This window comes from Sphingopyxis sp. P8 (genome assembly GCF_020622175.1).
Lineage (GTDB): Bacteria > Pseudomonadota > Alphaproteobacteria > Sphingomonadales > Sphingomonadaceae > Sphingopyxis > Sphingopyxis jiangsuensis.
Window position 1 is genome coordinate 273097 of sequence record NZ_JACNMK010000002.1, and the last position, 26001, is coordinate 299097.

At 66.5% G+C, this 26001-nt stretch carries 28 protein-coding genes; 14 read left to right on the forward strand and 14 right to left on the reverse strand.

Annotated elements, in window-relative coordinates:
• Window positions 1–13 precede the first annotated feature (13 nt).
• The 5 genes from H7692_RS09815 (at window position 14) to H7692_RS09835 (ending at window position 4633) form a co-directional block, all read left to right on the forward strand.
• Window positions 14–1852, forward strand: a complete 1839-nt coding sequence (locus H7692_RS09815; RefSeq protein WP_201928446.1) for an aminopeptidase P family protein — start codon at window positions 14–16, stop codon at window positions 1850–1852.
• Window positions 1853–1859: 7 nt separating this feature from the next.
• Entirely contained in the window at window positions 1860–2324 is a 465-nt protein-coding gene (locus H7692_RS09820; RefSeq protein WP_201928445.1) for an acyl-CoA thioesterase, read from the forward strand.
• A gap of 245 nt (window positions 2325–2569) precedes the next feature.
• Entirely contained in the window at window positions 2570–3034 is a 465-nt protein-coding gene (locus H7692_RS09825) for a hypothetical protein (RefSeq protein WP_201928444.1), read from the forward strand.
• 29 nt (window positions 3035–3063) lie between these two features.
• Window positions 3064–4008: a bifunctional diaminohydroxyphosphoribosylaminopyrimidine deaminase/5-amino-6-(5-phosphoribosylamino)uracil reductase RibD gene (gene ribD, locus H7692_RS09830; protein ID WP_201928443.1), complete on the forward strand. Its 945-nt coding sequence runs from the start codon at window positions 3064–3066 to the stop codon at window positions 4006–4008.
• Window positions 4009–4015: 7 nt separating this feature from the next.
• The gene (locus H7692_RS09835) at window positions 4016–4633 is read left to right on the forward strand and encodes a riboflavin synthase (protein WP_201928442.1); all 618 of its coding nucleotides are present in this window, start codon (window positions 4016–4018) and stop codon (window positions 4631–4633) included.
• 266 nt (window positions 4634–4899) lie between these two features.
• Here the strand turns inward: H7692_RS09835 and H7692_RS09840 are convergent, their stop codons facing one another.
• From H7692_RS09840 to H7692_RS09865, 6 genes are read right to left on the reverse strand one after another with little or no spacing between them, the layout of a single operon-like run.
• Window positions 4900–5370 (reverse strand): MmcB family DNA repair protein, encoded by a 471-nt coding sequence (locus H7692_RS09840; protein ID WP_201928441.1) that lies wholly within the window; start codon window positions 5368–5370, stop codon window positions 4900–4902.
• A gap of 11 nt (window positions 5371–5381) precedes the next feature.
• Window positions 5382–5903, reverse strand: a complete 522-nt coding sequence (ssb, locus tag H7692_RS09845; protein ID WP_201928440.1) for a single-stranded DNA-binding protein — start codon at window positions 5901–5903, stop codon at window positions 5382–5384.
• Window positions 5904–5936: 33 nt separating this feature from the next.
• Window positions 5937–7808, reverse strand: a complete 1872-nt coding sequence (gene feoB / locus H7692_RS09850; RefSeq protein ID WP_222136711.1) for a ferrous iron transporter B — start codon at window positions 7806–7808, stop codon at window positions 5937–5939.
• Window positions 7805–8059, reverse strand: coding sequence for a FeoA family protein (locus H7692_RS09855; protein ID WP_201928438.1), 255 nt, complete (start codon window positions 8057–8059; stop codon window positions 7805–7807). Before H7692_RS09855 ends, feoB begins: the two co-directional genes overlap by 4 nt.
• Before the next feature lie 51 nt (window positions 8060–8110).
• Window positions 8111–8776, reverse strand: a complete 666-nt coding sequence (locus H7692_RS09860; protein ID WP_227340107.1) for a COQ9 family protein — start codon at window positions 8774–8776, stop codon at window positions 8111–8113.
• A complete protein-coding gene (locus tag H7692_RS09865; RefSeq protein ID WP_222136715.1) occupies window positions 8776–9690 on the reverse strand; it encodes a DMT family transporter in 915 nt (304 codons plus the stop codon). The genes H7692_RS09860 and H7692_RS09865 overlap by 1 nt, the downstream gene beginning before the upstream one ends.
• Window positions 9691–9803: 113 nt before the next feature.
• Between H7692_RS09865 and H7692_RS09870 the strand changes: the two genes are divergently transcribed.
• Window positions 9804–10895 (forward strand): alkene reductase, encoded by a 1092-nt coding sequence (locus H7692_RS09870; RefSeq protein WP_222136717.1) that lies wholly within the window; start codon window positions 9804–9806, stop codon window positions 10893–10895.
• 58 nt (window positions 10896–10953) lie between these two features.
• On the opposite strand, the gene H7692_RS09875 is transcribed toward H7692_RS09870, so the two are convergent.
• Genes H7692_RS09875 through H7692_RS09890 form a run of 4 tightly spaced genes read right to left on the reverse strand, consistent with a single transcriptional unit; the run spans window position 10954 to window position 13995 of the window.
• Window positions 10954–11622, reverse strand: a complete 669-nt coding sequence (locus H7692_RS09875; RefSeq protein ID WP_222136719.1) for a hypothetical protein — start codon at window positions 11620–11622, stop codon at window positions 10954–10956.
• The gene (ribH, locus tag H7692_RS09880; RefSeq protein WP_222136720.1) at window positions 11615–12040 is read right to left on the reverse strand and encodes a 6,7-dimethyl-8-ribityllumazine synthase; all 426 of its coding nucleotides are present in this window, start codon (window positions 12038–12040) and stop codon (window positions 11615–11617) included. The genes H7692_RS09875 and ribH overlap by 8 nt, the downstream gene beginning before the upstream one ends.
• Window positions 12040–13314, reverse strand: coding sequence for a 3,4-dihydroxy-2-butanone-4-phosphate synthase (gene ribB / locus H7692_RS09885; RefSeq protein WP_222136722.1), 1275 nt, complete (start codon window positions 13312–13314; stop codon window positions 12040–12042). The genes ribH and ribB overlap by 1 nt, the downstream gene beginning before the upstream one ends.
• Before the next feature lie 57 nt (window positions 13315–13371).
• Window positions 13372–13995, reverse strand: a complete 624-nt coding sequence (locus tag H7692_RS09890) for an ankyrin repeat domain-containing protein (RefSeq protein WP_222136724.1) — start codon at window positions 13993–13995, stop codon at window positions 13372–13374.
• 80 nt (window positions 13996–14075) lie between these two features.
• Between H7692_RS09890 and H7692_RS09895 the strand changes: the two genes are divergently transcribed.
• The 3 genes from H7692_RS09895 to H7692_RS09905 are packed head-to-tail and all read left to right on the forward strand — an operon-like array spanning window position 14076 to window position 15875.
• Window positions 14076–14720, forward strand: a complete 645-nt coding sequence (locus H7692_RS09895) for an SCO family protein (protein WP_222136726.1) — start codon at window positions 14076–14078, stop codon at window positions 14718–14720.
• Entirely contained in the window at window positions 14708–15163 is a 456-nt protein-coding gene (locus H7692_RS09900) for a YcgN family cysteine cluster protein (protein ID WP_201928429.1), read from the forward strand. The genes H7692_RS09895 and H7692_RS09900 overlap by 13 nt, the downstream gene beginning before the upstream one ends.
• Window positions 15144–15875, forward strand: a complete 732-nt coding sequence (locus H7692_RS09905) for a M48 family metallopeptidase (protein ID WP_261312265.1) — start codon at window positions 15144–15146, stop codon at window positions 15873–15875. Before H7692_RS09900 ends, H7692_RS09905 begins: the two co-directional genes overlap by 20 nt.
• Here H7692_RS09905 and H7692_RS09910 read toward each other — a convergent pair.
• The 3 genes from H7692_RS09910 to H7692_RS09920 all read right to left on the reverse strand — a co-directional run bounded on the left by H7692_RS09910 (window position 15872) and on the right by H7692_RS09920 (window position 19488).
• The gene (locus H7692_RS09910; protein ID WP_201928427.1) at window positions 15872–18076 is read right to left on the reverse strand and encodes a transglycosylase domain-containing protein; all 2205 of its coding nucleotides are present in this window, start codon (window positions 18074–18076) and stop codon (window positions 15872–15874) included. The genes H7692_RS09905 and H7692_RS09910 overlap by 4 nt on opposite strands.
• 54 nt (window positions 18077–18130) lie before the next feature.
• On the reverse strand, window positions 18131–18538 hold the full coding sequence (msrB, locus tag H7692_RS09915) for a peptide-methionine (R)-S-oxide reductase MsrB (protein WP_222136730.1): 408 nt from the start codon (window positions 18536–18538) through the stop codon (window positions 18131–18133).
• A 287-nt stretch (window positions 18539–18825) separates the two neighbouring features.
• Window positions 18826–19488, reverse strand: a complete 663-nt coding sequence (locus tag H7692_RS09920) for a YggS family pyridoxal phosphate-dependent enzyme (RefSeq protein ID WP_201928425.1) — start codon at window positions 19486–19488, stop codon at window positions 18826–18828.
• Between the two features lie 59 nt (window positions 19489–19547).
• Here H7692_RS09920 and H7692_RS09925 point away from each other — a divergent pair, with 59 nt between their 5' ends.
• Window positions 19548–20183 carry a thiamine phosphate synthase gene (locus tag H7692_RS09925; RefSeq protein WP_201928424.1) on the forward strand — a complete coding sequence of 212 codons (636 nt, stop codon included), beginning with the start codon at window positions 19548–19550 and terminating at the stop codon, window positions 20181–20183.
• Here H7692_RS09925 and H7692_RS09930 read toward each other — a convergent pair.
• Window positions 20156–20872: a hypothetical protein gene (locus tag H7692_RS09930; protein ID WP_201928423.1), complete on the reverse strand. Its 717-nt coding sequence runs from the start codon at window positions 20870–20872 to the stop codon at window positions 20156–20158. The genes H7692_RS09925 and H7692_RS09930 overlap by 28 nt on opposite strands.
• Window positions 20873–21157: 285 nt before the next feature.
• Here H7692_RS09930 and H7692_RS09935 point away from each other — a divergent pair, with 285 nt between their 5' ends.
• The 4 genes from H7692_RS09935 (at window position 21158) to holA (ending at window position 25997) form a co-directional block, all read left to right on the forward strand.
• The gene (locus H7692_RS09935) at window positions 21158–21619 is read left to right on the forward strand and encodes a DUF3576 domain-containing protein (protein WP_201928422.1); all 462 of its coding nucleotides are present in this window, start codon (window positions 21158–21160) and stop codon (window positions 21617–21619) included.
• A 123-nt stretch (window positions 21620–21742) separates the two neighbouring features.
• On the forward strand, window positions 21743–24292 hold the full coding sequence (gene leuS, locus H7692_RS09940) for a leucine--tRNA ligase (RefSeq protein ID WP_201928421.1): 2550 nt from the start codon (window positions 21743–21745) through the stop codon (window positions 24290–24292).
• Window positions 24293–24421: 129 nt separating this feature from the next.
• A complete protein-coding gene (lptE, locus tag H7692_RS09945; RefSeq protein WP_201928420.1) occupies window positions 24422–24949 on the forward strand; it encodes an LPS assembly lipoprotein LptE in 528 nt (175 codons plus the stop codon).
• A 16-nt stretch (window positions 24950–24965) separates the two neighbouring features.
• Window positions 24966–25997, forward strand: a complete 1032-nt coding sequence (gene holA / locus H7692_RS09950; RefSeq protein ID WP_201928419.1) for a DNA polymerase III subunit delta — start codon at window positions 24966–24968, stop codon at window positions 25995–25997.
• Window positions 25998–26001: the final 4 nt, after the last annotated feature.

The following is a 26001-nucleotide window of genomic DNA, read 5'->3' on the forward strand; positions in this document are numbered from 1 at the left end:
CAAGGAAGCACCGATGTCCAGCCCTGTCACCGGCCCCGATTATGCCGACCGTCTCGCCCGCCTGCGCGCCGAACTCGCGGCGCGCGGTCTCTCCGGTTTCGTCGTGCCGATCAGCGACGAACATATGAGCGAATATGTTGGCGCATACGCCCAGCGCATGGCGTGGCTGACCGGCTTCGGCGGCTCGGCGGGAACCGCAGCGGTGCTGCCCGAAAAGGCCGCAGTGTTCGTCGACGGGCGCTACACGGTGCAGGTGCGCGATCAGGTCGACGGCGCGCTTTACGACTATGTCGGCGTGCCGCAATCGAGCGTCGCGGAATGGCTCGGCACGAACGTCAAGGCGGGGCAGAAGGTCGGCTATGACCCGTGGCTCCATGCGATCGACTGGGCTCGCTCGCTCGAGCGTGCGCTCGCGGCGAAGGGAGCCGAACTGGTCGCCGTCGACACCAATCCGGTCGATGCCGCATGGACCGATCAGCCCGCGCCGAGCGCCGCGCCGGTATCGGTGTACGACGCCGAGCGCGCGGGCCAGTCGGCGGCCGACAAGCGCACGATCATCGCCGACTGGCTGAAGGCGAACAACCTCGACACGACGGTGATGACCGCGCTCGATTCGGTTGCATGGACCTTCAACATCCGGGGCGAGGACGTCAGCCATACGCCGGTCGGTCTTGCCTTCGCATTGCTCCACGCCGATGCGACCGCCGACCTGTTCATCGCGCCCGAAAAGGTCAGCGACGCGGTGCGCGCGCATCTGGGGAACAGCGTGCGCATCCACGATCGCGATGCGTTCGAGGGAGCGCTTGCGGACCTCGCCGGCCAGAAGGTCGCGGTCGACCCCGACCGCGCCGTCGCCGCAATCTTCACCGCGCTCGAACGTGCGGGCGCGAAAATCGAGCGGCACCGCGATCCAGCCGTGCTACCGAAGGCGATCAAGAACGACACCGAACTCGCGGGCACCCGCGCCGCGCACGTTCGCGACGGCGCCGCGGTCGCGCGCTTTCTCAAATGGATGCAGGAAATCGCGCCGCAGGGCGGGCTCGACGAACTCGGCGCCGCGGCAAAGCTCCGCGCCTTTCGCGAAGAGAGCGGCGTTCTGCGCGACCTGTCGTTCGACACCATCTCGGCTGTCGGCCCCAACGGCGCTCTGCCGCACTACAAGGTCGACGAAACGACCAATCGCGCGATCGAGACAGGCACGCTCTATCTTGTCGATTCGGGCGGCCAGTATGACGACGGCACCACCGACATCACGCGCACGATCGCAATCGGGACTCCGACCGCCGAGATGCGCCGCCGCTTCACCCAGGTGCTGAAGGGCCACATCGCGCTTGCGACCGCGCGCTTCCCGAAGGGAACGCGCGGCAGCCAGCTCGACATCCTTGCGCGCCAATATCTGTGGGCCGACGGGGTCGATTATGCGCACGGCACCGGCCATGGGGTCGGAACCTATCTTGCCGTTCACGAAGGGCCACAGCGCATCGCCAAGCCCGCCGGCGGGCAGGCGGGGACCGAGGAGCCACTACACGCGGGGATGATCCTGTCTAACGAGCCAGGCTATTACAAGGCGGGGCATTTCGGCATTCGCATCGAGAATCTGGTCGTCGTCGTGCCGCAGGCGATCGACGGCGCCGAAGAGGAGATGCTGGGGTTCGAAACGATCACCTTTGCGCCGATCGCGCGCGACCTGATCGACCCTGCGCTGTTGTCACCCGCCGAAGCCGACTGGCTCGACGACTATCATGCATCGGTGCTTGCGAAACTCGGACCGGCGATGGACGGCGCCGATCGCGCCTGGCTCGAAGCCGCGTGCGCACCGATTGCGCGCGCGCCGTCGGCGCTCGCGGCCTGAGGCGGCGATGGGCAGCAGCGACCGGTCGGCCGTCCCGCTCGAGGATTTTCGCGTGCGCGAGACGGTGCGCGTACGCTTTAACGAGATCGACGGGCAGAATATCGTCTTCAACGGAAATTATTTGATTTACGCCGATGTCGGTGTGACCGAATATTTCCGTGCGCTCGGCGAGGGGCAGCCGGGACCCTATTTTCACCAATATGGTACAGATATCCGCGAGACGCACTGCGAAATTGATTATCACGCCCCGGCACGGCTCGACGAGCTCATCACCATTGCGGCGCGCATAAGCCATTTCGGCCGGACCAGCTTCACGCTTCACTGCGCCATATTTCGCGGCGAGGAACGGCTGACCGACATCGAGATCGTCTATGCCCATGTCGATCTCGACACCGGGAAAGCGACAGCTTTGCCGGGAAGCTTCATCGCTGAAGTGCGCCGTTTCGAAAGGCGCATGCCGCTTCAAGCCTGATTCGCCGGGCGAATCGTCACTCAACCAAAAAAGTCGAAAAAAAGGGCCGCCCGAAGGCGGCCCGTAAAAGTTTTGGGAGAGGATGCCTAAAAGGCAAGTGTGATATTGCAGTGCACAATGAATTTCGCAACTGCGAAAAAAGCATCCGCGATTGCAGTTTTTGCAATCGTGAAAACGGTTGCTGTTGCCCGATGCAATCGCCGCTTCCGCTCGCAATATGCCGCGCGATGCCTTAAATCGGACCCATGAGCATGTTCAGCAAGGTCGACATCGGCGGCGGCCTGTCCGATTTCTGGGATTATATCCGCGAACCGCGGCCGCACCGCTGGACTGCGTGGGGTGTCGCACTCGTCCTTCCGGTCGTCGTCTTCTATGGCTTTTCGGAGCATTTGATCCCCTATGACCCGCCGCAACGGCAAATCATCTATTTCGAGAATTGGACCACGAACCGCAGCGCCGCCGAAGTGCGCGCTGACTGGATTGACCGCGCGAAGGAAACGACAGCGCGCAACGCGAAAAAGCGCGCCGAATATCAGCGCTTCGCCGATAGCCTGGGGATCGAATATGATTCGGCCGAAGCCGACGAGGTAACGCGCGACACTATCGGCGAGGAGGCCGCCGAGGCCGCCAAACGCCGCCCCGAGCCGCCGAAGCGTTCAACGCTCGCCGAGCGCGCGGCGCGCGGCGCGGCACCATCGCAGGACCGCTGACGCGAATGGCGCATAGCCGGGCTGACTGGATGGCCACCGCCACCGCGCTGTCGCAGCGCGCCTATGGGCTATCAGCCCCCAATCCCAACGTGGGCTGCATCCTTGTCGCGGAAGGCAAAACTGTCGGCCGCGGCTGGACGCAGCCCGCCGGCCGTCCGCACGCCGAAGCGATGGCGCTCGCCGCGGCCGGTGCGCGCGCGCGCGGTGCGACCGCCTATGTCACGCTCGAACCTTGTGCGCACGCGAGTCCGCGTGGTCCCTGTTGCGCCGACGCGTTGATCGACGCGGGCGTCGCGCGCGTCGTTGTCGCACTGCAGGATCCCGACCCGCGCACCGACGGACGCGGCATTGCAAGGCTGCGCGAGGCTGGCGTCGAGGTCGATACCGGCGTCGGTGCCGACGCTGCGCGCGCCGCGATGGCCCCGTGGTGGTCACGCGCTACGCGCGGCCGGCCGTTCGTCACGCTCAAGCTCGCGACATCGCTTGACGGTTGCATCGCGCGCGCCGACGGGACGAGCCGCTGGATCACCGGCGCCCGCGCGCGCGCGCACGCGCATCTCGAACGCGCGCGGCACGAGGGAATCGTCGCCGGACGCGGCACCCTCGACGCCGATGCGCCGCGGCTCGACGTCCGCCTTGCGGGACTCGAAGCGCGCGCGCCGCGCCGCTACCTTCTTACACGGGGAATGGCGCCCGACGGGTGGACCGCACTATCGGCGCCCGACGCCGACCCCGGCGTCGACTCGCTGCTCGTCGAGGGCGGCGCAGGCGCGGCATCGGCATTCCTTGCCGCCGACCGTGTCGACCGGCTTCTCCTCTATCGTGCGCCAATCCTGATTGGCGATGGCAAGTCAGCGCTCGGCGATATAGGACTCGCCGATCTGGCAGCGGCGCACGGCCGCTGGCGCCTTGTCGACAGCCGCATGCTTGGCAGCGACCGTCTCGACGTTTACGAGCGCGTCAGGAAGGAATGACCGCTTCATGTTCACCGGCATCATCACCGACATCGGCACCATCCGCGCACGCGAGGATCGCGGCGACACGCGTCTCGTCATCGGCACGACCTACGACACCGCCACGATCGACCTCGGCGCATCGATCGCCTGTTCGGGCGCGTGCCTGACCGTTGTCGACAAGGGGCGCGATGGCCAGGGCGACTGGTTCGCGATCGACGCGAGCGCCGAAACGCTCGCGCGCACCGCACCCGGCATGTGGGACGCCGGGCGCCGCCTCAACCTCGAACGCGCACTCAAGGTCGGCGACGAACTGGGCGGGCATATCGTCACCGGCCATGTCGACGCGGTCGGCCGGATCGTCGCGGTCGAACCGGTCGGCGACAGCGTGAAACTGACCGTCGAGGCGCCCCCAAGCCTCGCGCCGCATATCGCGCCCAAGGGATCGATCACGCTCGACGGCGTCTCGCTGACCGTTAACGAGGTCGCCGATCAGCCCGGCGGCAGCGCGCATTTCACGCTCAACATCATCCCGCACACGCAGGAGATGACGACGCTCGACGAGGTGAAGGCGGGGCGGCCAGTGAATCTCGAAATCGACATTCTTGCGCGCTATCTGGCGCGGATGCAGCAGGTGCGGGGTTAACTGGCCTTCGAGGCAGGTTACCGGATTGGCTCGCGCAAAGAAAACGAATCTCACACAAAGACACAACGAGCGAGCGGTGCTGCGCGTCGGTCTCTGGTCGCCGCAGCCGAGCATGACAATGGCGCTTCGCACCAGTCTCTCGGCTGCGTCGTTTGGGCCAGCCGCCCTCTTTGTGCCTTTGTGTTAGATAATCGAATGGCGACTGTTCTGGCTTTCCTCTTCGCGCCTTCGCGTGAGATAATCTTCCCGCGCCGCCGCCAGTCGAATCAGCCCTCGGCCCACCCTGCCGCCAGTTCCGGGTCCGCCGCGATCATCGATCGCCGCATCGCGATGCGGCCGATGCGGAGCAGTTCGGCCTTGCGCCGTGCAGGCGCCAGGTTGCAACTCGCCGCTTCACGCACCACGGCGGCGCCATAGCGATCAGCGACGATCAGCCCCGATGTCTCGGGGCGATAGTCGGGCGTGTCGAGGATCGCAGGGTCGAGCCCCGCCGCGAGCGCCCAATAGAAATGGTCGCACCAGTCGCAATAGTCGGGCCATTTGCCGTCGCCGTGCAGGTCGGCGCGGCTGACCTTGATCTCGACGATGGTGATCCGGCCCTTGGCATCGATGGCGGTCAGGTCGGTGCGGCGTCCGTTCGGCAATGTCACTTCGGGGATGGCGACGAGCCCGGCTTGCGCGAACAGCCGGCACACGCCGCGCGCAACATCGGCGGCGGTCAGCTGTTCGCTCGTCACCTATGCTGCGCTCAGAATGGGACGTCGTCGTCGAGGTCGTCGTCGAACGGCGGACGTCCGCCGCCCGAGCTGCTGGCGCCCGGCGATCCGCCGCCGCCCTGGTTCCAGCCGCCGCCCGATCCGCCGCCCGACGAACCCCAGTCGTCGCCGCCACCGCCCCCGCGCGATCCGCCGCCGCCGGGCGCTCCGTCGAGCATCGTCAGCGTGCCGCCCATGCCCGCGATCACGACCTCGGTCGTATAACGGTCATTGCCGTCGCGGTCCTGCCACTTGCGCGTGCGCAGGCTGCCTTCGATATAGACCTTGCTGCCCTTTTTCAGATAGCGTTCGACGACCCCTACCAGACCCTCGCCGTTGATCACGACATTGTGCCATTCGGTGCGCTCCTTGCGCTCGCCGGTCATCCGGTCCTTCCACTGTTCGGAGGTCGCGATGCGGATGTTGGCGATCTTGCCGCCATTCTGGAACGACTTGATTTCGGGATCGGCGCCCAGATTGCCGATCAAAATTACCTTGTTGACGCTGCCAGCCATCCGCCGCTCCGCTCCGCTTGAAAGTTGGAAGGATCAGCCTAGCCCGAAAGCGACGGCCGTCCAGTATGTGATACCAGCAGCGGCATAGGCGAGCGCGAACAAATAGCCAACCATGAACAACGGCCAGCGCCACCCATTGGTCTCGCGCCGCGTGATCGCGATCGTCGAAATGCACTGCGGCGCAAAGACGAACCAGGCGAGGAAGGCGAGCGCGGTTGCAAGGCTCCAGCGTCCCTGAAGCCGTTCAGCAAGCGACTCGGCCATCGCTTCCTCGTCATCGCCAGCATCGATCGCATTGGCGGTCGCCATCGCGGACACCGCGACCTCGCGCGCCGCCATGGCCGGGATCAGCGCCACAGCGATGTCGTGGTTGAAACCGATCGGCGCAACGACGACTTCCAGCCCGCTCGCGATGCGGCCGGCGACGCTGTAATCGACCTGGCTTTCGCTAGTCCCCTCCGGCACCTGGGGGTAGGTCAGCAGCAGCCACAATGCGATCGTCGTGACGAAGATAATCGTCCCCGCACGGCGCAGGAAGATCCACGCGCGCTGCCAGAGCGCGATCGCGACATCGCGCATCCGCGGCCATTGATAGCGCGGCATTTCCATCATGAAGCCCGCTGCGTTTCCTTTGGCGACCGTTCGCCGCAGCACAAGCGCGACGACCAGCGCGCCGACGATGCCCGAGACGTAGAGGCCAAAGAGCACCAGACCCTGCAGCCCGATCGGCGTGTTGCCGACGCTCTGCGCCGGGATGAAGGCGCCGATGATCAGCGTATAAACGGGCAGCCGTGCCGAACAGGTCATCAGCGGCGCAATCAATATCGTCGTCAGCCGGTCCTTGGCGTCGGGTATCGCGCGCGTCGCCATGATGCCGGGCACCGCGCAGGCAAAGCTCGACAACAGCGGGATGAAACCGCGCCCCGACAGGCCGACCTTCGCCATGATGCCGTCCATCAGGAAAGCGGCGCGGGTCATGTAACCCGACGCCTCGACGAGCAGGATGAAGAAGAAGAGGATGAGGATCTGCGGCAGGAAGACGACGACCGATCCGACGCCTCCCAATATCCCTTCGACGATCAGCCCGCGCAAAAAGCCGTCGGGCATGGTCGCGATGGCCGCTTCCTGCAGCGCGGCGATGCCGCCCTCGATCCAGCCGATCGGCGCCTCCGACCAGGCGTAGACGCCCTGGAACATGACGAACATCAACGCGAGCAGAATCAGGAAGCCGCCCACGGGGTGAAGGAAGACAGCGTCGGCGCGCTGCGTCCAGCGCCGCACGGGCGTTTCGGCAATCGTAACGGCGCGGGCGATCGCGCGCGCTCGCTGGTGGAGCGATTGGTCGCTGCGCGGCGCGTCGGCGGGGGTGACGGCCTGCGTCTGATGCGACAGGATTGCGCCATCGACCGCCGCGAGCAGTTCGCTCAGCCCGCGCCGCCGCACCGCGACGGTCGAGATTACGGGAACGCCAAGCTCGTGCGCGAGCCGGTCGGGGTCGAGCGTCAACCCGTCGCGCGTCGCAAGGTCGACCATGTTGAGCGCGACGACCGTCGGCAGCCCCAGCGCGATCAGTTCGAGCGCGAAGCAGAGATGATTGTCGAGGTTCGCCGCGTCGACGACGACGACGAGCGCGTCGGGGCGCCGCTCGCCCGCCTGCTTGCCAAGGATGACGTCGCGCGTCACCGCCTCGTCGGGGCTCGACGGGTCGAGACTATAGCTTCCCGGCAGATCGATCAGCGCGAGCGGTCGTCCGTCGGCGAAGGCCGCATGCCCTGCTTTGCGCTCGACTGTGACGCCCGGATAATTGGCGATCTTCTGCCGCGCGCCAGTCAGCGCGTTGAACAGGCTCGATTTGCCGGCATTGGGATTGCCGACGAGCGCGATGCTGGGGATGGCGCCTGTCATGCCGCGGCCGCCGGCTCCACGCGGATCGCCGCCGCCTGCCGCGCGCGGATGATGACGCGCATCCGCCCGACCGCGAGCGCAAGCGGGTCGCGCGAGAAGAGGCTGCCGCGATGCAGTGGCGTCACCTCAACCCCCTCCATCAGCCCGAATTCGCGCAGCCGCCGGCCTTCGTCGTGCGACAGCCCGGACCAGTCGATATGCGCGATGCGCACGCGCGTGCCGAGCGGGGAGGAATCGAGGTTCGCGTTCATTTGCGAGCGATTATCAATATCGGGAAGCGAAGGCCAGCCCTTATGCGAAGGTCAGCGTCCCGGGTAGCGCAGCCGTCCGATGAAGCGCGCGAGGCTCGGCCGGTCGGTCTTTCGTGCAGCGCGCCGATGCTTCCACGCCTCGAAGCGCATCACACCGTCGATCCGCCGCGACAGAAAGGCGCGCGTGTCGGCGAAATCCTCGCTCTCGTCATTCAGGAAGACCGCGATCGTGGCACCATAGACGCTGCCGAGGATCGCGCGCTTGCTGTAGTGATTATAGTCGGTCGCGGTGTCGCCTGCGAGGCGCCACATCATATCGACGCTCCGCCAGCCAAGCCGCGCGGCGTGCGGTGCGTTGGTCGGGAGCGCGAGTAGCGCGAGCGCGCGGCGCAGCGATTCGCGATAGGGGGCGATCAGTTCCAGCCGAGTTTCAACGAGCGTTACGATGCGCACACGGATTTTCATTTCGGCGAGCTTTCCGGCGGGGCATTTCGCCGCCATGCTTGCATCGATGTCGGCGAACCAGGCGTCGACCATGTCGCGCCCACCGCCCGGAAAGGCGAGCCGCGCGACGTCGGGGTCGATCCCCAGCCGTTCAGCCGCCGCAGCAAGCGCAGCGTCGCCAAAGCCGTCGAACGCGGCATTCTGCGCGATGAGCGGCGCGAGCGCGGCGCGAATCTCGTCGAGCGTCGGGTCGGCGGGCAGGATCGAGGCCATCAGGCTTCGATAGGCTTCGCGCGGCGGTTCGGCAACCGTATCAGCACGAGCGCCGCCGCCACCATCAGCCCGCCCGCGACATCGCCTGCACTCAGCCCCTCACCGAACGCGATCCATCCCGCGAGCGCCGCGACCACCGGCTGGACAAGCAATGTCAGCCCGACGACGAGCGGCGAGAAGCGCGGGAGCGCCCAGATGAGCAGGCCCTGCCCGACGATCTGGCTCATCGCGGCGAGCAGGATGAGCGGGGTCCAATTGTGCGGCAGGATCGCCTCGCCCAGCAGCAGCGCCGTGCCGAGCAGGATGGGAATGCCCGCGCCCGACGACCAGGCGAGCGCCGACCACGGTCCGATCTCGCCGCGCACGCGCTGCATCAGCAGGACATAGCCCGTATAGAGTGCGCCCGCGAGCAGGCTGAACAGGTCGCCGACCAGATATTGCGTCGACGCCTCATAGCTTTGCCCCATCAGCAGCGCCGACCCGGCAAAGGCGAGCAGCACGGCAAGCGCCTGCCACCCGCGCGGCAGCATGCGCGAGATCAATATGGCCCACAGGACGAGGAACAGGCTCGCGCTGTTGCCGAACAAGGTCGCGTTGGCGACCTTGGTCTGGAGGATTCCGATATGCCATGCGGCAAGGTCGAAAGCGAAGAAGATGCCTGCGCCGCCCGCGATCCACAGCGCGCGGTTCGACGGAGCCCGCCCGCCCGTTTCGCGCCACGCGAGGAGGGCCAGGAAGGGAAGCGCGAGAAGCAGCCGCCACATCGCCGACGCCACCGGCCCGGTATCGGCATAGCGCACGACCATTGCGGTGAGCGAGAGCGCAAGGTTGCCGCCGACGAGCGCCGCAAAGGCCCAGCGGCTCACGGTTGCCGCGACCGGGGCGGTGTCGGGAGCGGGGGCCTTCTCGTTCATTTAGATTTTCTTTTGCTACTTGCTGTTGTCATCGCCGCGCCGCGTCCATAGCTTTCGAGCCCAATAGCGGCGGCCCGCAGCGCCGTCGCGAAGAAAGTGAAAGGTAAGCAATAATGGCCTCAGCCCCCTCGCTCTTCGATCCGATCAAGCTTGGCGCGATCGACGCGCCCAACCGCATCATCATGGCGCCGCTGACGCGTGGTCGCGCCGGCCCGGGCTTCGTGCCCAACGAGCTGGCGCGCGAATATTACCGACAGCGCGCGTCGGCGGGGCTGATCATTTCGGAAGCGACGGGGATCTCGCAGGAGGGACTCGGCTGGCCCAATGCGCCGGGGCTTTGGACCGACGCGCAGGTCGAAGGCTGGAAGCCGGTGACCGATGCGGTGCACGAAGCGGGCGGGCGGATCGTCGCGCAGCTCTGGCACATGGGGCGCGTCGTCCATTCGGTGTTCAACGACGGCAAGCCGCCGGTGTCGGCGTCGGCGACGAAGGCGCCCGGGCAGGCGCACACGTCCGTCGGGCGGCTCGACTATGAGGTCGCGCGCCCGCTGCGGCTCGACGAAATCCCGCGCGTGATCGCCGACTATGCCCATGCTGCCGAAAACGCCAAAAAGGCGGGCTTCGACGGCGTCCAGCTCCACGGCGCGAACGGTTATCTGATCGACCAGTTCCTGCGCAACAACAGCAATTTGCGCGACGACGATTATGGCGGCCCGGTCGAGAACCGCATCCGCCTGCTCCGTGAAGTGACCGAGGCGCTGATCGGCGTCTGGGGCGCCGACCGCGTCGCAGTGCGCCTGTCGCCCAACGGCGACACGCAGGGCGTCGACGACAGCGCGCCCGACAAGCTCTTCCCGGTCGCCGCCGCGGCGCTCGACAAGCTCGGCATTGCCTTCCTTGAACTGCGCGAGCCCGGTCCTGACGGTACATTCGGGCGGACCGACGTGCCGAAACAGTCGCCCTCGATTCGCGCGGCGTTCAAGGGGCCGCTGATCCTCAACAGCGACTATGACACAGCGAACGCCGAAGCCGCGCTTGCCGACGGCATTGCCGATGCCATCGCCTTCGGGCGGCCGTTCATCGGCAACCCCGATCTTGTCGAACGCATCCGGACGGGCGCGCCATGGGCCGCCGACAATCCGAAAACCTGGTATTCGCCGGGTCCGGAGGGCTATATCGACTATCCGGCGCTTGAGGCGGCGTAACGCATCTTGTGCCCCCGCGAAGGCGGGGGCGCATTGCCTGTCGGTGTAAAATCAAAGGCTAATGTCGCTCGGCGAGCGCCTTGTCGACGATCGACGCGCCGAGCGGCGCCAACGCCTTGCCGCCGAACTGGAAAGCGAGAAAGGCGACGATGAAGAGCAGGACAGGCTGGATCAGCAGCAAGGTAATCGCAAAGACCGCGGCGACGATTGCCAGCGTGACGAACCCGCCGCTCAGCACCTGTTGACCCTTGGGGCCAAGGTCGATCGTCCGCGGCCCCTTTTCGTCCCACCATTTGCCCGTGACGATGGTCTTGCGACCGGGCGCCGATGTGGCGACGCGCGCGGCGATTCGCGCGCGCGCCGCGGCAGGAGCGGGTGCCGGTTCGGGCCGATTGCGCTGCTTCTGCTCGCCCCACGGATTGCGCTTTGGCTCGCCGCGCATGTCGGCCGTGCGTCCGCGCGCGGCCGCGTCGGCTTCGTGCTTCGCGGCGCGGACCGAAGCCGCGGGCGCGGCTATTTTCCTGGGTGGCGGCGCAGGTTCGACGAAGGCTTCGGAAACCGGCTCGGGGAGCGGTGGACGTTCGGCCTCGTATCCGCGGCGGCGGTCATGTTCGGCCATGCGCTCGGCCGCGCTCGGCGGGGTCTTGCCCGTCTTGCGATCGACGACCACCAGCCGCCCGTCGCGTTCGACAACGGAAAGGCGGCTGGGGGGTGGTCGATCAACCAATTCCGAACTGTTCCTTCAGCGCGAGCATCGCGAGCGCGGCCTTCGCCGCTTCACCGCCCTTATCCTTGCGCGTCTTGTCGGCGCGTGCAAGCGCCTGTTCTTCATTTTCGACGGTCAAGATGCCGTTGCCGATGGCGAGCCCGTCGAGCGTCAATGCCATGATGCCGCGCGCGCTTTCGTTCGACACCACCTCGAAATGATAGGTTTCGCCACGGATGACGACGCCGAGCGCGACATAGGCGTCATAGCGCCCGCTGTCTGCGGCAAGCGAAATCGCGGCGGGCAGTTCGAGTGCGCCGGGAACGGTCACCGTCTCGTGGCTATGCCCTTCGGTTTCGAGCGCGCTGCGCACACCGTCGAGCAGCATATCGTTGAGATGGCTGTAGAAACGTGCTTCGGCGATCAGGACATGCGCCATTATTCGCTCTCCCCCGGAATTGCGCGTTCGCCGACGACCGACAGGCCATAGCCCTCGAGCCCGACGATATTGCTGTGCGTCGGCGTCAGCAGTTCCATCGCATGGACGCCAAGGTCGGCAAGGATCTGCGCGCCGATGCCATAGGTGCGAAGCTCCTTGCCGTCGGCCGGGGCAGCCGCTTCGGGATCTTCGGCTCCGGGAAGCGGGCGCAGCAATAGCACGATGACCCCCGACCCGGCTTCGCCGATCGCCTGCATCGAGCGCTGAAGCCGGCGCTTGCGCGGTCCGGGACGCCCCATGATGTCGTCGAGCAGCGACACTTTGTGCATGCGGACCAAGGTCACGCCTTCAGGATCGACCGCGCCCTTCTGGAGCACCAGATTGACGCTGCCGTCGACTTTGTTGCGATAGGATTTGAGCCGCCAGTCGCCGCCATAGTCGGACTCGAACGGTTCGTCCGCCACGCATTCGACAAGCCGGTCGGTGCGGCTGCGATAGGCGATCAGGTCGGCGATCGTGCCGATTTTCATGCCGTGACGCCGCGCAAAAGGGATAAGGTCGTCGAGCCGCGCCATCGTGCCGTCGTCGTTCATCACTTCGCAGATGACCGCCGACGGGTTGAGCCCTGCCAACCGGCTGATGTCGACCGCTGCCTCGGTATGCCCGGCGCGGACCAGGACGCCGCCATCGCGCGCGATCAAGGGAAAGACGTGACCGGGCGTGACGATGTCGTCGCGGCCCTTGGCGGCATCGATCGCCACCGACACGGTTCGCGCGCGGTCGGCCGCCGATATCCCCGTGTCGATTCCCTCGCGTGCCTCAATCGACGTCGTGAAGGCGGTGCCGTGGCGTGAGCGATTGTTGCGGCTCATCAATTCGAGCCCCAAAGCTTCGACCCGCTCGCGCGTCAGGGTCAGGCAGATGAGCCCGCGACCGTGCGTTGCCATGAAATTGATCGAATCGGGCGTCGCCATCTGCGCGGGGATGATCAGGTCGCCTTCATTCTCGCGATCCTCGTCGTCGACAAGAATGAACATGCGGCCGTTGCGCGCCTCGGCAATAATCTCCTCCGGCGTCGCCATCGGCGACAGGTCGCTGCCGTGGGCGAGCCAGTTTTCCAGCTTGCGGAGCGTTTCGGCGGTGGGATTCCAACCGTCCGAATCGAGGTCGCGAAGGCTGTTGGCGTGTAGGCCAGCGGCGCGCGCGAGGCCCGAGCGGGTCACCGACCCGTCTTCTACGATGGAGCGGATTCGCTCGATGAGTTGCGTGGACATGCTGGCGAATTTTCACATTTCAATGTGAAAGTCAATATCCACATCACATTGTACTGGTCACTCGGGGCCGAAGGTCGGTCCGAAGTCGCGCTCGGCGGTGTCCGCCTTGGCATCGAGCAGCGCGATGATCTGTCCGGTGCGGTCGTCGCGCTTGGCATAATCGCGTGCCGAAAGCCCCGCGATATGATCGGCCTTGTCGGGATTGGCGCCGCGCCGCACAAGAAAACGGACCATCGCGACGTTGCGCGACTGGACCGCCAGGATCAGCGCGGTTTCGCCGCGGCGGTTCGTTTGATCGATCGGCGCGCCGCCGTCGGCCAGATATTCGGCGCCTTCGGTATAGTTGAGGAGGGCGGCGTGCATCAGCGGCGTCATCCCTTGCCGGTCGGCAATCCCCGGATCGGCGCTCTTGCCGAGGAGGAAGCGCAGCCAGGTCGTGTCGCGGCGCTTGGTCACGATCGCCAGCGCCGTCTCGCCATTGTCGGGATGGCGCGTGTTGATGAGCGCCGGATCGTCATTGATCGCTTCGGTTGCCTTGGTCCCGTCGCGGTTGTCGACTGCTTGCAAAAAGGCGTAGCCGCCGCGGAACTGTGCGCTGGCGGGCGACGCTACAAGGGCGCTGCCAACGGCGGCGGCGAACAGCAGATAAGCGGCGAGGCGGAATTCCGCGCGACGAAACATGAAAGGGCCCCCACAGGCAAGCGCCGCACGCGCGACGACAAAGGTTGATTTTCGCTACCTAGCCGACCAAGGCTGGCTGCATGATGAACTTCGCAAATATGGGACAAAGGCTGGTCCGTGCAAGCCTGATGCTGGTTTTGGCTTCCGCTCTCGCGTCATGCGGCGGCCCCGCCGAAGCGCCGCCCGCGCGCCCGCCGCTCGAGGGTGCGCGCATCGGCGGCCCGTTCACACTCGTCGATCAGGATGGCAACAGCGTCAGCGACACCGACTTTGCGGGCAAATATCGGTTGCTCTATTTCGGCTACAGCTTCTGCCCCGATATCTGCCCGATCGACTTGCAAAAGCTGATGCGCGGCCTCACGCAGTTCGAGAAAGCGGCGCCCGAGCGCGGCGCGAAGATCCAACCGCTCTTCGTCACCGTCGACCCTGCCCGCGACACCCCCGAGGCGCTCAAGCCTTTCGTGGCGCGCTATCACCCCCGGCTGCTCGGCCTCACGGGGACGCCCGAACAGATTGCCGCTGCGGCAAAGGCCTTTGTCGTTACCTATAACAAGGTCGAAGGGTCGGCGCCCGACCGCTATCTGATGGCGCATAGCCAGCTGGCCTTCCTAATGGATCCCGAAGGCAAGCCACTGGCGCTGCTTCCGCTCGACGATCCATCGACCGATGCCGATGAAGGCACCCCCGATGCGGTCGCCGCCGAGCTGGAAAAATGGGTGAAGTAACGCCGACCTTGGCAGCGCCGCCCTTTTGGGAGGCGCCGCTCGCCAGCCTCGACGCGGGGCAGTGGGAAGCTTTGTGCGACGGGTGCGGGAAATGCTGCCTCCACAAGCTGGAGGATGCCGATACGGGGCGCATCTATCCGACGAATGTCGCGTGCCGCCTGCTTGACCTCAAGACCGCACGCTGCGGCGACTATAAACATCGCCGGCGCCACGTTCCCGACTGTCTGACGCTGACCAAGGCAAAGGTCGGCGACATCGAATGGCTGCCGCAAAGTTGCGCCTATCGCCTGCGTGCCGAGGGGCTTTCGCTTCCCGACTGGCATTATCTCGTCTGCGGCGACCGCGATGCGGTTCACCGGGCCGGTGAATCGATCGTCGGCTGGACGGTCGGCGAAGACGTCGCCGGACCGCTCGAGAATCATCTTGTCGAACGCGTCGTCTGACTTCGCGCCCGATGGCCCCCACATCTGGATCGGCGATACGCCGTGGCCGGTCCGCATCGTCGCCCATGCGCGCGCGCGTCGGTACCGGCTCATTCTCGACGCGGCGCGTGGCGAATTGCGCCTGACCCTCCCGCGCCGGTCGAGTACGGCCCGCGCGATCAAATGGGCGAGCGAACAGCAGGAGTGGCTGCGCGAGCAAGCGGGCAAGGCGGCAGCGCCCGTGCTCGTCGGCCCCGGCGCGGCGGTGCCGGTCTTCGGGATTGCGCGCCGCGTCGACTGGGAAGCAAAGGCGCCGCGGATTGTGCGCCTCGACGCCGACCGGCTCGGTGTCGGCGGCCCCGCCGAAACCGTCGGCCGCCGCATCGAACGCTGGCTGAAGGCCGAGGCGCGCGCGCTGCTCGATCGCGAAAGCCGGGCGATCGCCGCGTCGGCCGGGCTCAGGGTGGGGCGCGTCGGCGTGGGCGATCCGCGCAGCCGCTGGGGCAGCTGCACCGCGAACGGCGATCTGCGCTACAGCTGGCGGCTCGTGATGGCGCCCGATCATGTCCGCCGCGCGACCGTGGCGCACGAGGTCGCCCATTTGCGCCATATGGACCATGGTGCCGATTTCCACGCGCTCGTCGACAGGCTTCACGACGGCGATGTCGGCGCGGCGCGGCAATGGCTGCGCCGCGAAGGGCGCGCGCTCCATCGCTACCGCTTTACCGCCTAATAGATTCCGTCGGTTCCAGGTTCGCGTGCGCGCTGTTGTGGCGCTTGTTGCGCCTTGGGCGGCGGGGTCGTTTTGGGAGCAGGGGGCGTTACTGTTTTCGGTGTCGGCCCTTTGGGCTCGGGCTGCGGCGCGCGGCGTCCTGTCTGCTCCTCGATCCATTGCTGGTCGAGCACCGGCCCCTCGGGCTGCGGTGGCGGCGGCGCGCCGAACTCGGGCTGCGACCCGCCATAGGGCAGTTCGATCGGCATGCCGTTCTCGTCGACATAGCCTTCCTCTCCGGGCTCGCCGAAATAGGCGTCGCCTTCTTCCTCGAGCTGCCATTCGGGAAGCACGACTTCGGTATCGAACTGCTCGACCGGGCGCCGCGCAACCGCGATGCGCATATAGTCGGCAAAGGCCTTTGCGGGTGCCCGTCCGCCCTGCAGCCCGCCGACGGGGCGAGCGTCGTCGCGTCCCATCCACACGCCGGTCGTGAGCCCGCTCGAAAAGCCGAGGAACCAGCCGTCCTTGTTGCTCGACGTCGTTCCGGTCTTGCCCGCGACGGGACGGCCGATCTGCGCGGCGCGGCCCGTACCCGTGTTGACCGCGGTCTGGAGCAGGTCGGTGATTCCCGCCGCGACCCATTTGTCGACGAGAAGCTGCCCGCGCTCGGGCGGGCGTTGATAGAGAAGCTCGCCGCCCGCGGTCGTGACCTTGGTGATGCCATAGGGCTGAACCGAAATGCCGCCGCGCGATACGGCGGCAAAGGCGGCGGTCATGTCGATGACGCGCACTTCGGCGCTGCCGAGCACCATCGACGGATGGGTGTTGACCGGCGTCGTGATGCCGAACCGTCGCGCCATATTGGCGACGGTCGAAAAGCCGATCTCGTCGCCCAGCTTCGCGGCAATCGTGTTGATCGAATAGGCAAAGGCGGTGCGCAGGCTGATCGCGCCGGAAAAGCGGCCCGACGAGTTGCGTGGACTCCAGCCGTTGATCGTCACGGGCTCGTCGACGACCTCGTCCTCGACCTTATACCCCGCCTCGAGCGCCGCCATATAGACGAACAGCTTCCACGCCGACCCCGGCTGGCGCAGCGCCTGCGTCGCGCGGTTGTAGTTGGAGGTGACATAGTCGGTGCCGCCGACCATGGCGCGCACAGCCCCGTCGCGATCGAGCGACACGAGCGCGCCTTGCACGCTGCCAGGGGTATTCGCCTGGATCGAAGCCGTCGCGGCGCGCTGCATGCCGAGGTCGATCGTCGTATAGACGTCGAGCGCCTCGCTGCCCTCGTCGATCAGCATGTCGAGCTGCGGCAGCGCCCAATCGGTAAAATAGCGCGCGCTATTCTGTCCGGTCTCCTTGGCCAGCCGCACATCGGCGGGTTTCGCCGCATCGGCCTGCGCCTGCGTGATGGCCCCTGCATCGACCATCACCGACAGCACGACGCCCGCGCGTCCCAGCGCCGCCTGCGCGTCGGCGGTCGGCGAATAGCGCGACGGCGCCTTGACCAGCCCCGCGATCACCGCGGCCTCGGACAGCGACATTTCGGTCGCGCTATGGCCGAAAAAGCTGTTCGACGCGGCGTCGATGCCATAGCTGCCGCCACCGAAATAGACCTTGTTGAGATAGAGCTCGAGAATCTCGTCCTTCGAGAATTTCCATTCAAGCGCCAGCGCGAGCACCGCTTCGCGCATCTTGCGCGTCCAGGTGTAGCTGTTCGACAGAAAGATGTTGCGCGCAAGCTGCTGCGTGATCGTCGATGCGCCCTGCATCCGGCGACCGGTGCCGTAGTTCTCCACCGCAACGATCGCAGCGCGCGCCATGCCGACGGGATCGATGCCGGGGTGATAGCGAAAGCGGCGGTCCTCGACCGCGACCATCGCATCCTGCATCACCTCGGGCGTTTCGCGGAGCGTCAGCCAGCGACCGTAATTGGGGCCGAGCGACAGGAAAACGGTGCCGTCGGCGGCGCGGACGCGGATCGTCTGTCCGGCTGGCGATTTCTTGAGCTCCTCGAAACTCGGCATTCGCTGCACCGCGATCGCGACGGCAACGCCCAGCGCGACCGCGCCGACCAGCGCCAGCCCAAGCGCCCAGCGGACGATCCGCTTGATCCAGATGCGCAGCCGCGACGGCCCGCCGCCGCCCGACGAAGCGGTCCGTTTCGCGTTCGATTGTGACGATTTACCCGACGATGCCTGCTGTCGTTCGCGGCGCAACCTGCCTGTTCCTTTTTCCGCTGCGCCCGTGACGCAAGTGCCTTGGCCCGAAAATCAGTCCTTGTCGGCTCCTACGTCATCCTTCCCGCGTTCGGCGAAGTCAAGCGCCGCGCTGTTGATGCAATAGCGCAAGCCGTTCGGACCGGGGCCGTCGGGGAAGACATGGCCCAGATGCCCCTCGCACGCCGCGCAGCGCACTTCGGTGCGGACCATGCCATGGCTCGTGTCGGTCAACTCGGTCAGCGCGGCGTCGTCGGCAGGGGCGGTGTAGCTCGGCCAGCCCGAGCCGCTGTCATATTTGGTCCGGCTGTCGAACAGCGGCGCGCCGCAGCCCGCGCAGCGATAGACGCCGTCATCCTTGTGATCGGTATATTTGCCCGTAAAAGCGCGCTCGGTGCCGCCTTCGCGCAGCACATAATGCGCCATCGGGTCGAGCGTGCGGTCGGTCTTGGGGTCGGTCATGGGAAAACTCCTGTTGGCGGGAGCGCTGCGCGCGCCGCCTGTACCGCGCCAATATTGGTCTGCGGCCACCGCCCCGCAAGGGCCTCGGCGCCTCGTCGCCCCCTTCTCGCGCCGGGCGGCTTTACCGCGCCTTAACCATGATGGACCTCGGACGCAGGCGAGAATATCCGCGCCGCTGCGCGTCGAGGTCGAAACGCAGCTCGACATGGGGCGCGTCGCGGTTGGCGCGCTCGACGACTGCGACTATTGCGCGCGAATTTTGGTGACTGTGGACTATCAATAGCGCGTCAGCCGCGCGCACCGAACAGCGCGGTTCCGACGCGCACATGCGTCGCGCCCAGCATCACCGCCGTCGCATAATCGCCGCTCATCCCCATCGATCGCAGCGGCAGGCTGTGGCGCTCGGCAAGTTCGTCGAGCAGCGCGAAATAGGGAGCGGGTTCGACATCGGCGGGGGGGATCGCCATCAGCCCGTCGATCTCCAGCCCCGCTGCGCGCGCTTCGGCGAGCAGCGCGGGAAGGTCGGCGACTGCACAGCCGCCCTTTTGTCCTTCGTCGCCGACATTGACCTGTACGAACAATTGCGGGCGTTTGCCCAGCTTGTCGCACGCCTTGGCCAGTGCGGCGACGAGTGACGGGCGGTCGACCGAATGGATGGCGTCGAACAATTGCACCGCATCCTCGGCCTTGTTCGACTGGAGCTGGCCGATCAGGTGAAGCGTGAGTCCGGCGGCTTCTGCGCGCAGCTCGGGCCATTTGGCCGCCGCTTCCTGCACGCGATTCTCGCCGAAATGTCGCTGCCCCGCCGCGATCAACGGCCGGATTGCCGCCGCGGCATGCGTTTTCGATACGGCAATCAGGCAGATATCATCGGCGCGTCGCTTGGCGCGCGCTGCCGCGGTGGCGATTGTCGCACGCACATCCGCCAATCTTTCGGTCGCTTCGTCCATGTCTCGTCCCGTCAGTAGCGCGCGTTGCGCCCGCCCGCGACGCGCCTATAGGAAGGGTGATGGTTCGACGCCACCCCCTGTCCGCCGCACTTCCGGTCGCGTGGTTTTTTACCGACGAGCGGCTGTTGCTTCCGGTCGAGCGCGTCGCGGCTGCATTGCCACCGGGGAGCGGCATCGTTGTGCGGCACGACAGGCTGGTGCCAGGGGCACGCTGGCGCCTTGTGCGGCGGCTCGCTGCTATCGCGCGGGCGCGCGGACATATATTGCTGCTCGCCGGAATCCCCGAAACCGCACGGCGCTGGGGAGCCGACGGCGTCCATTTGCGCCAGCGCGATGCACGGCACGCGGCGCAGGCCAGGCGCAACGGCCTGATCGTCTCGATGCCGGTCCATGATGGGAAGGAGGCGCGCCGGACGCAGCGAGCGGGGGCGATGCTCGCTTTCGTTTCGCCGCTTTATCCGACCCGCTCGCACCCCAGCGCGCCCGCGCTCGGTACCGCCAAATGGGCACGCCTCGCGCGGGCGAGCGGTGCCGGCCCTGCTGCGCTCGGCGGAATGACGCGTGGGCGTGCGCGGCGGCTGCAGCGGCAGGTCGCTGCGCAAGGCATGCGCGTGGCGTGGGCAGCGATCGGGGCGTGGGAGGACAAGGCGCTCGCGCGCCAAAAGCGTCAGAAGCGGAACGCGGTTCCGACATAGACCGCCTGACTGTCGCGGCGCGAATCGGTCAGCGGCTCCACGCGGTCGCCCGGGCGATAGCGCACGCCGGCGGTGACATCGATATTCTTGGTCAGGCGATAGCTGCTCACGACATCGACGGTCTGGTCTTCGCCGGGCGCGGTCACGCGGTCGGTCGCACCCGCCGGGTCGCTTGACCGGCTGACCATGCGCGTTGCAAAGCGCGATTTCTTTTCGGCCTGCTCGGGCGCGCGCGCGACGGGCAGGTTGGCGATATCGACGCCGCGCGGCAGCGAAGGCGTTGCGAACTTCTCATAGCCGACCGATGCGCCCAGATCATATGTCACCGGCGTGATTGCGACCGGCGCCTTGGTGCGGCCCGTCGCCAGCGCGGCAGTACGCGCGGCACTCGATGCGTCGTCGCGTGCGCGGATCACGACGGTGATTGCGCGATTCTTGCGACTGTCGTCGGTGATCGCGGGCGTGAAGCGGAAGCCGCTGCGCGCCTCGGCCGACATCTTGGTATATTGGGCGATCAGCCGCGGGTCGCCCGACGCAGGCGTAAACTGGCCGAGCAGCGTTTCGGAAAGCTGGGTGTCGAGAATCCGCTCGGCGCGCGACATTGCCGCAAGCGCCGGGGGCAGGGCGAGCGAAAGCGCCGCCAGAACGGCAAGGCTCCCTCTCCAATAATGTCGCGAACTACGCGCCATCTTTCTGCGACTCCTCTACGACTCACCAGATAGGCCGCTTGCACCCAAAATTCCAGTGATTCGCACCCCATAAACCGTACCGCATTCCTATTTTGCCGAAATTGTTGCGCAATGACCACAGTTTGGTTGCAGGCGAAAGCATTCGATGACTGGAAACTGAACGGTGGCGCGTGCCGAATTGCCGTGCTTGCCCGATGCGGGCAAGGGCGATAGAGACGCTGACAAATCCAGCATGCGCGGCCGCGTTTTCGATGCCCGGCGGTGCCCAGAATAAGGTGTTTCGGCATGTTCCAGCTTTCCGTCCTTGCTTCGCGCAGTCGCCGACCGGCCGCGCTCGCGCTGCTCGGGCTCGTCGCGCTCGGCCTTTCGGCGTGCGGCGGCAGGGAACGTCCGCGCGCCGACCTTGCTGCATCGCAGGTCACGACGATCGGCGTGAACAGCTATTTGTGGCGCGCCTCGCTCGATGCGCTGTCGTTCATGCCGCTGCTCCAGGCCGACAGTTCGGGCGGGGTGATCATTACCGACTGGTATGCGAACCCCTCGAACCCGAACGAGCGGATGAAGGTCACGGTGTCGATCCTCGATCAGGATCTGCGCGCCGACGCGCTCCGCGTCGCCGCATCGCGCCAGGTTGCGCAGGGCGGCGCCTGGGTCGATGCGCCGGTTCAGGCGGCAACGGTGCAAAAGCTCGAGGAAATCATCCTCACCCGCGCCCGCGACCTGCGCCGCAGCGCGATCGAGGGGTAATTTCCATTCCTGTCATCCCGGCGAAGGCCGGGATCTCGACCTCGGCGTCATGATCCACGGGCGAGATCCCGGCCTTCGCCGGGATGACGATCATGTAAGTCAGACCAACGGGGTAACCGACACATGACCCGCGAAACGCGCTTTAGCGCCCTCGCCGCCGATGCTCGCTGGCAGGCGGCATGGGATGCCGCGAACAGCTTTGCCACGCCCGATACGGGCGGCAAGCCCAAGGCCTATATCCTCGAAATGTTCCCCTATCCGTCGGGGCGCATCCATATGGGGCATGTCCGCAACTATGCGATGGGCGACGTGCTCGCGCGCTTCAAGCGGATGACCGGACACGACGTGCTTCACCCGATGGGCTGGGACGCCTTCGGCATGCCCGCCGAAAATGCCGCGATGGAAAAGGGCGTCCACCCCGGCGGCTGGACGCGCGCCAATATCGACGCGATGCGCGCGCAGCTGAGGCGCCTCGGCCTCGCGATCGACTGGAGCCGCGAGCTCGCGACCTGCGATGCCGACTATTATGGACAGGAACAGGCGCTGTTCCTCGACCTTCACGCCGCTGGCCTCGTCTATCGCAAGGAAAGCTACGTCAACTGGGACCCTGTCGACATGACCGTTCTCGCGAACGAGCAGGTGATCGACGGTCGCGGCTGGCGCTCGGGCGCGCTCGTCGAGAAGAAAAAACTGTCGCAGTGGTTTCTCAAGATCACCGACTTTGCCGACGAGTTGCTCGAAGGGCTGAAGGAACTCGACCAGTGGCCCGACAAGGTGCGGCTGATGCAGGAAAACTGGATCGGCAAGTCGCAGGGGCTCGAATTTTCGTTCAAGCTCGTCGGCGGAAAGCCGGGGTTCGACGTCTTTACGACGCGTCCTGACACGCTGTACGGCGCGAGCTTCACGGCGATTTCGCCCGACCATCCGCTCGCCGAAAAGCTGGCGAAGGATTCGCCGCGCCTTGCCGAATTCATCGCCGAATGTCGCCGTCAGGGCACCTCGGCCGAACAGCTCGAAACCGCCGATAAGATGGGCTTCGACACCGGGCTGTCGGTCGAACATCCGCTTGACCCCGACTGGCATCTGCCCGTCTGGGTGGTGAACTATGTGCTGATGGATTATGGCACCGGCGCGATTTTCGGATGCCCGGCGCACGACCAGCGCGACCTCGACTTCGCGCGCAAATATGAACTGCCCGTCCACCGCGTCATCGCCGATGGCGACGAGACCGAACAGCGCTTCGCGGGCGACGAGGCCTATGTCGGTCCCGGCCGCCTTGTGAACAGCCATTTCCTGAACGGCATGAACATCGACGAGGCGAAAGCCGCGGTCATCGCGCGCGCCGAACATGAAGGCTGGGGCAAGGGCACGACCGTATGGCGGCTGCGCGACTGGGGCGTGTCGCGCCAGCGCTATTGGGGTACGCCGATCCCCTTCATCCATTGCCCCGCATGCGGTCTTGTTCCGGTCCCCAAGGACCAGCTTCCCGTCGAGCTTCCCGAGGACGCCGATTTCTCGGTCCCCGGCAATCCGCTGGGTCGCCATCCGACGTGGAAGCATGTCGCCTGCCCGTCGTGCGGCGGCGATGCGGTGCGCGAGACCGATACGCTCGACACCTTCGTCGATTCGAGCTGGTATTTCCTGCGCTTTGCCAGCGCGCCTTCGGACAAGCCCTTCGATCCCGAGGTCATCCGCCGCTGGTTGCCCGTCGACCAATATATCGGCGGGATCGAGCATGCGATCCTGCACCTGCTCTACGCGCGCTTCTGGACGCGTGCGCTCAACAAGCTCGGGATGGTCGACGTCAAGGAGCCGTTCGCGAGCCTGTTTACGCAGGGCATGGTGACGCACGAAACCTACAGCCGTCCGCAGGGCGAGGGCCTCCCGCCGCTCTTTTTCACCCCCGAAGAGGTGGTGCGCGGCGCCGACGGGGCGACGCTCGAGGCCGATGGTGCGCCGGTCGAAATCGGCCGCGTCATCAAGATGTCGAAGTCGAAGAAGAATGTCGTCGATCCCGACGCGATCCTCGACCAATATGGCGCCGACGCGGCGCGCTGGTTCATGCTCTCCGACAGTCCGCCCGAGCGCGACCTGCCTTGGAGCGAGGCGGGAATCGAGGGCGCGTGGCGTTTCGTCCAGCGGCTGTGGCGCCTGTTCGGCGAGACCGGGAATGTCGGCGACGGTGGCGAGGACAAACCGCTTGCACGCAAGCTCCACCAGGCGATCGCCGGGGTCGCCGCCGATATCGAGGCGCTCGGGTTCAACAAGGCGGTGGCAAAGATCCACGCGCTGGCGAACGAGATCGAAAAGGCGAAACCCTCGACCACCCGCGCCGAGGCGTGCCGGACGCTGATCCTGCTCGTCGCGCCGATGATGCCGCACTTGGCCGAAGAGGCATGGGCCGCGCTCCCTGCGGCGCAGCGCACGAGCGCACTCGTCGCCGACGCCGTCTGGCCCGTTGCCGATCCCGCGCTGCTCGTCGACGACGAGGTGACGATCGCGATTCAGGTCGCGGGTAAGCTGCGCGACACGATGACGCTCGCCAAGGGCATCGACAAGCAGGCCGCCGAAGCCGCCGCTCTGGCGCGCCCGCGCATCGCGGAACTGCTCGGCGGGGCCGCGCCGAAGAAGGTGATCGTGGTTCCCGACCGACTGGTGAATATCGTTCCCTGAGCGGATGACCGGGAACAAACCCTTCCCAATTCCGTTCGTGTCGAGCGAAGTCGAGATGCGTCTGGCGCAGCGCCAGCGTGTCTCGACTTCGCTCGACACGAACGGGGTTAGGGGGCATGAGGGTATTTGATGCATAAGCTTGTCACCGCCTCGATTGTTGCCGCCGCGCTGGCCCTTGGCGGGTGCGGCCTTCGCCCGCTTTACGCCAGCGGGAGCAAGGGGGCGGTCGCGCAGATGCTCGCCGATGTCGATGTCGCGCCGATCGAGGGGCATTCGGGATGGCTCGTCCGCAACGCGCTGCGCGACCGGCTCCAGCCGACGCAGGCAGGGCAGGGTGCGGGCGGCCGCTTGCGTCTCGACGTGCGGCTCGAGGATTCGATCACCGGTTTCGGCGTGCGCGCCGACGATGCCGTGACGCGCGAGCGGCGCACCTTGCGCGCACGCTACCAGCTTGTCGACGCCGGAACCGGCGAAGTGCTGCTCGACGCGACGGCGGCGCAGGATGCCGGCATCGACGTGGTCGGCAGCGAATATGCGACGATCGCTGCCGAATCGTCGGCGCTCGAACGGCTCGCCTCGGGAATCGCCGACCAGATCGTTGCGCGGCTCGCGGTCTATGCGCAGCGCGGAGGCCCGGCCGCAGCGCCCGCCTCGTGATCCGGTCGTCGCGACGATGAAGTCCGTCAAGCCCGTCGACCTCGAACGCCAGTCGCGGCTCGATCCGAATATCCGCCTGACCTTGCTTACCGGTCCCGATGACGCGACGATGGCGGCGGTCGCGGCGCACCTTGTCGGACTCGCGGGCAAGGAGGCCGAGCGGCTCGACCTTAGCGGAACGCAGCTTGCGCAGGACCCGTCGCTCCTCGCCGCCGAAGCCGCGTCGATGTCGCTCTTTTCGCCGAGCCGTGTGATCCGTCTCGAGATCGCCGGTAATGGCGATGATTGCCTTGCCGCAGTCGAAGCACTGTTTGCGGCAGAGACCGCAATCAATCCCGTCATCGCATCGGGCGCGGCGATCACCGCCAAGTCGAAACTGGTGAAGCTGGTCGAAGCCGCACCACATGCGGTCGCTGCCATCTGCTACCAACCCGACCGCCGCGCGCTCGTCGGCATAGCGATGGCGGCGGCTTCCGAGCAGGGATTGCGGCTTGCCAATGCAGAGGCGCAGCTGCTCGTCGACCTTGTGTCGGGCGATCAGGCGCTGATGCGCCGCGAGATCGAGAAGATCGCGCTCTACCTCGATGCCGCACCCGACCGGCAACGGCAGGTGACCGCCGCCGATATTGCCGCGCTTGGCGCCGCGACGCACGAGGAGGACGTCAGCGCGTGCATCAATGTCGCGCTTGGCGGCAAGCTGCGCGAGCTGCACGAGATGCTGGCGACCGCGGCGGCGGTCGGCGTTGCCGAAATCCGGATCATTCGCGCGCTCGCGATCCGCGCGATGCAGCTTGCGCGCCTGCGGGCCGAGGTCGATGCCGGGGCGCATCCTGCAACCGTCGTGTCAGCGCGCAGCAGCGGCGTGTTCTGGAAGGAACGCGACGCGGTGACGGCGCAGCTCCACATCTGGGACTCGGTCCGCGTCGCGCGGTTGATGACCCGCCTGATCGAATGCGAGCGTGCCCTGAAGTCGTCGGGAACCGCAGGCGCGGTCCTGTTCCGCAAACTCATGACGGACATTGCCCATCAGGCGGCGCGCGCGCGCTGACGGA

Coding starts and splice junctions, on each gene's coding strand:
- H7692_RS09815 (WP_201928446.1), top strand. CDS start 14: ATGTCCAGCCCTGTCACCGGCCCCGATTATGCCGACCGTCTCGCCCGC.
- H7692_RS09820 (WP_201928445.1), top strand. CDS start 1,860: ATGGGCAGCAGCGACCGGTCGGCCGTCCCGCTCGAGGATTTTCGCGTG.
- H7692_RS09825 (WP_201928444.1), top strand. CDS start 2,570: ATGAGCATGTTCAGCAAGGTCGACATCGGCGGCGGCCTGTCCGATTTC.
- ribD (WP_201928443.1), top strand. CDS start 3,064: ATGGCCACCGCCACCGCGCTGTCGCAGCGCGCCTATGGGCTATCAGCC.
- H7692_RS09835 (WP_201928442.1), top strand. CDS start 4,016: ATGTTCACCGGCATCATCACCGACATCGGCACCATCCGCGCACGCGAG.
- ssb (WP_201928440.1), bottom strand. CDS start 5,903: ATGGCTGGCAGCGTCAACAAGGTAATTTTGATCGGCAATCTGGGCGCC.
- feoB (WP_222136711.1), bottom strand. CDS start 7,808: ATGACAGGCGCCATCCCCAGCATCGCGCTCGTCGGCAATCCCAATGCC.
- H7692_RS09855 (WP_201928438.1), bottom strand. CDS start 8,059: ATGAACGCGAACCTCGATTCCTCCCCGCTCGGCACGCGCGTGCGCATC.
- H7692_RS09860 (WP_227340107.1), bottom strand. CDS start 8,776: ATGGCCTCGATCCTGCCCGCCGACCCGACGCTCGACGAGATTCGCGCC.
- H7692_RS09865 (WP_222136715.1), bottom strand. CDS start 9,690: ATGAACGAGAAGGCCCCCGCTCCCGACACCGCCCCGGTCGCGGCAACC.
- H7692_RS09870 (WP_222136717.1), top strand. CDS start 9,804: ATGGCCTCAGCCCCCTCGCTCTTCGATCCGATCAAGCTTGGCGCGATC.
- ribH (WP_222136720.1), bottom strand. CDS start 12,040: ATGGCGCATGTCCTGATCGCCGAAGCACGTTTCTACAGCCATCTCAAC.
- ribB (WP_222136722.1), bottom strand. CDS start 13,314: ATGTCCACGCAACTCATCGAGCGAATCCGCTCCATCGTAGAAGACGGG.
- H7692_RS09890 (WP_222136724.1), bottom strand. CDS start 13,995: ATGTTTCGTCGCGCGGAATTCCGCCTCGCCGCTTATCTGCTGTTCGCC.
- H7692_RS09895 (WP_222136726.1), top strand. CDS start 14,076: ATGATGAACTTCGCAAATATGGGACAAAGGCTGGTCCGTGCAAGCCTG.
- H7692_RS09900 (WP_201928429.1), top strand. CDS start 14,708: ATGGGTGAAGTAACGCCGACCTTGGCAGCGCCGCCCTTTTGGGAGGCG.
- msrB (WP_222136730.1), bottom strand. CDS start 18,538: ATGACCGACCCCAAGACCGACCGCACGCTCGACCCGATGGCGCATTAT.
- H7692_RS09920 (WP_201928425.1), bottom strand. CDS start 19,488: ATGGACGAAGCGACCGAAAGATTGGCGGATGTGCGTGCGACAATCGCC.
- H7692_RS09925 (WP_201928424.1), top strand. CDS start 19,548: ATGGTTCGACGCCACCCCCTGTCCGCCGCACTTCCGGTCGCGTGGTTT.
- H7692_RS09930 (WP_201928423.1), bottom strand. CDS start 20,872: ATGGCGCGTAGTTCGCGACATTATTGGAGAGGGAGCCTTGCCGTTCTG.
- H7692_RS09935 (WP_201928422.1), top strand. CDS start 21,158: ATGTTCCAGCTTTCCGTCCTTGCTTCGCGCAGTCGCCGACCGGCCGCG.
- leuS (WP_201928421.1), top strand. CDS start 21,743: ATGACCCGCGAAACGCGCTTTAGCGCCCTCGCCGCCGATGCTCGCTGG.
- lptE (WP_201928420.1), top strand. CDS start 24,422: ATGCATAAGCTTGTCACCGCCTCGATTGTTGCCGCCGCGCTGGCCCTT.
- holA (WP_201928419.1), top strand. CDS start 24,966: ATGAAGTCCGTCAAGCCCGTCGACCTCGAACGCCAGTCGCGGCTCGAT.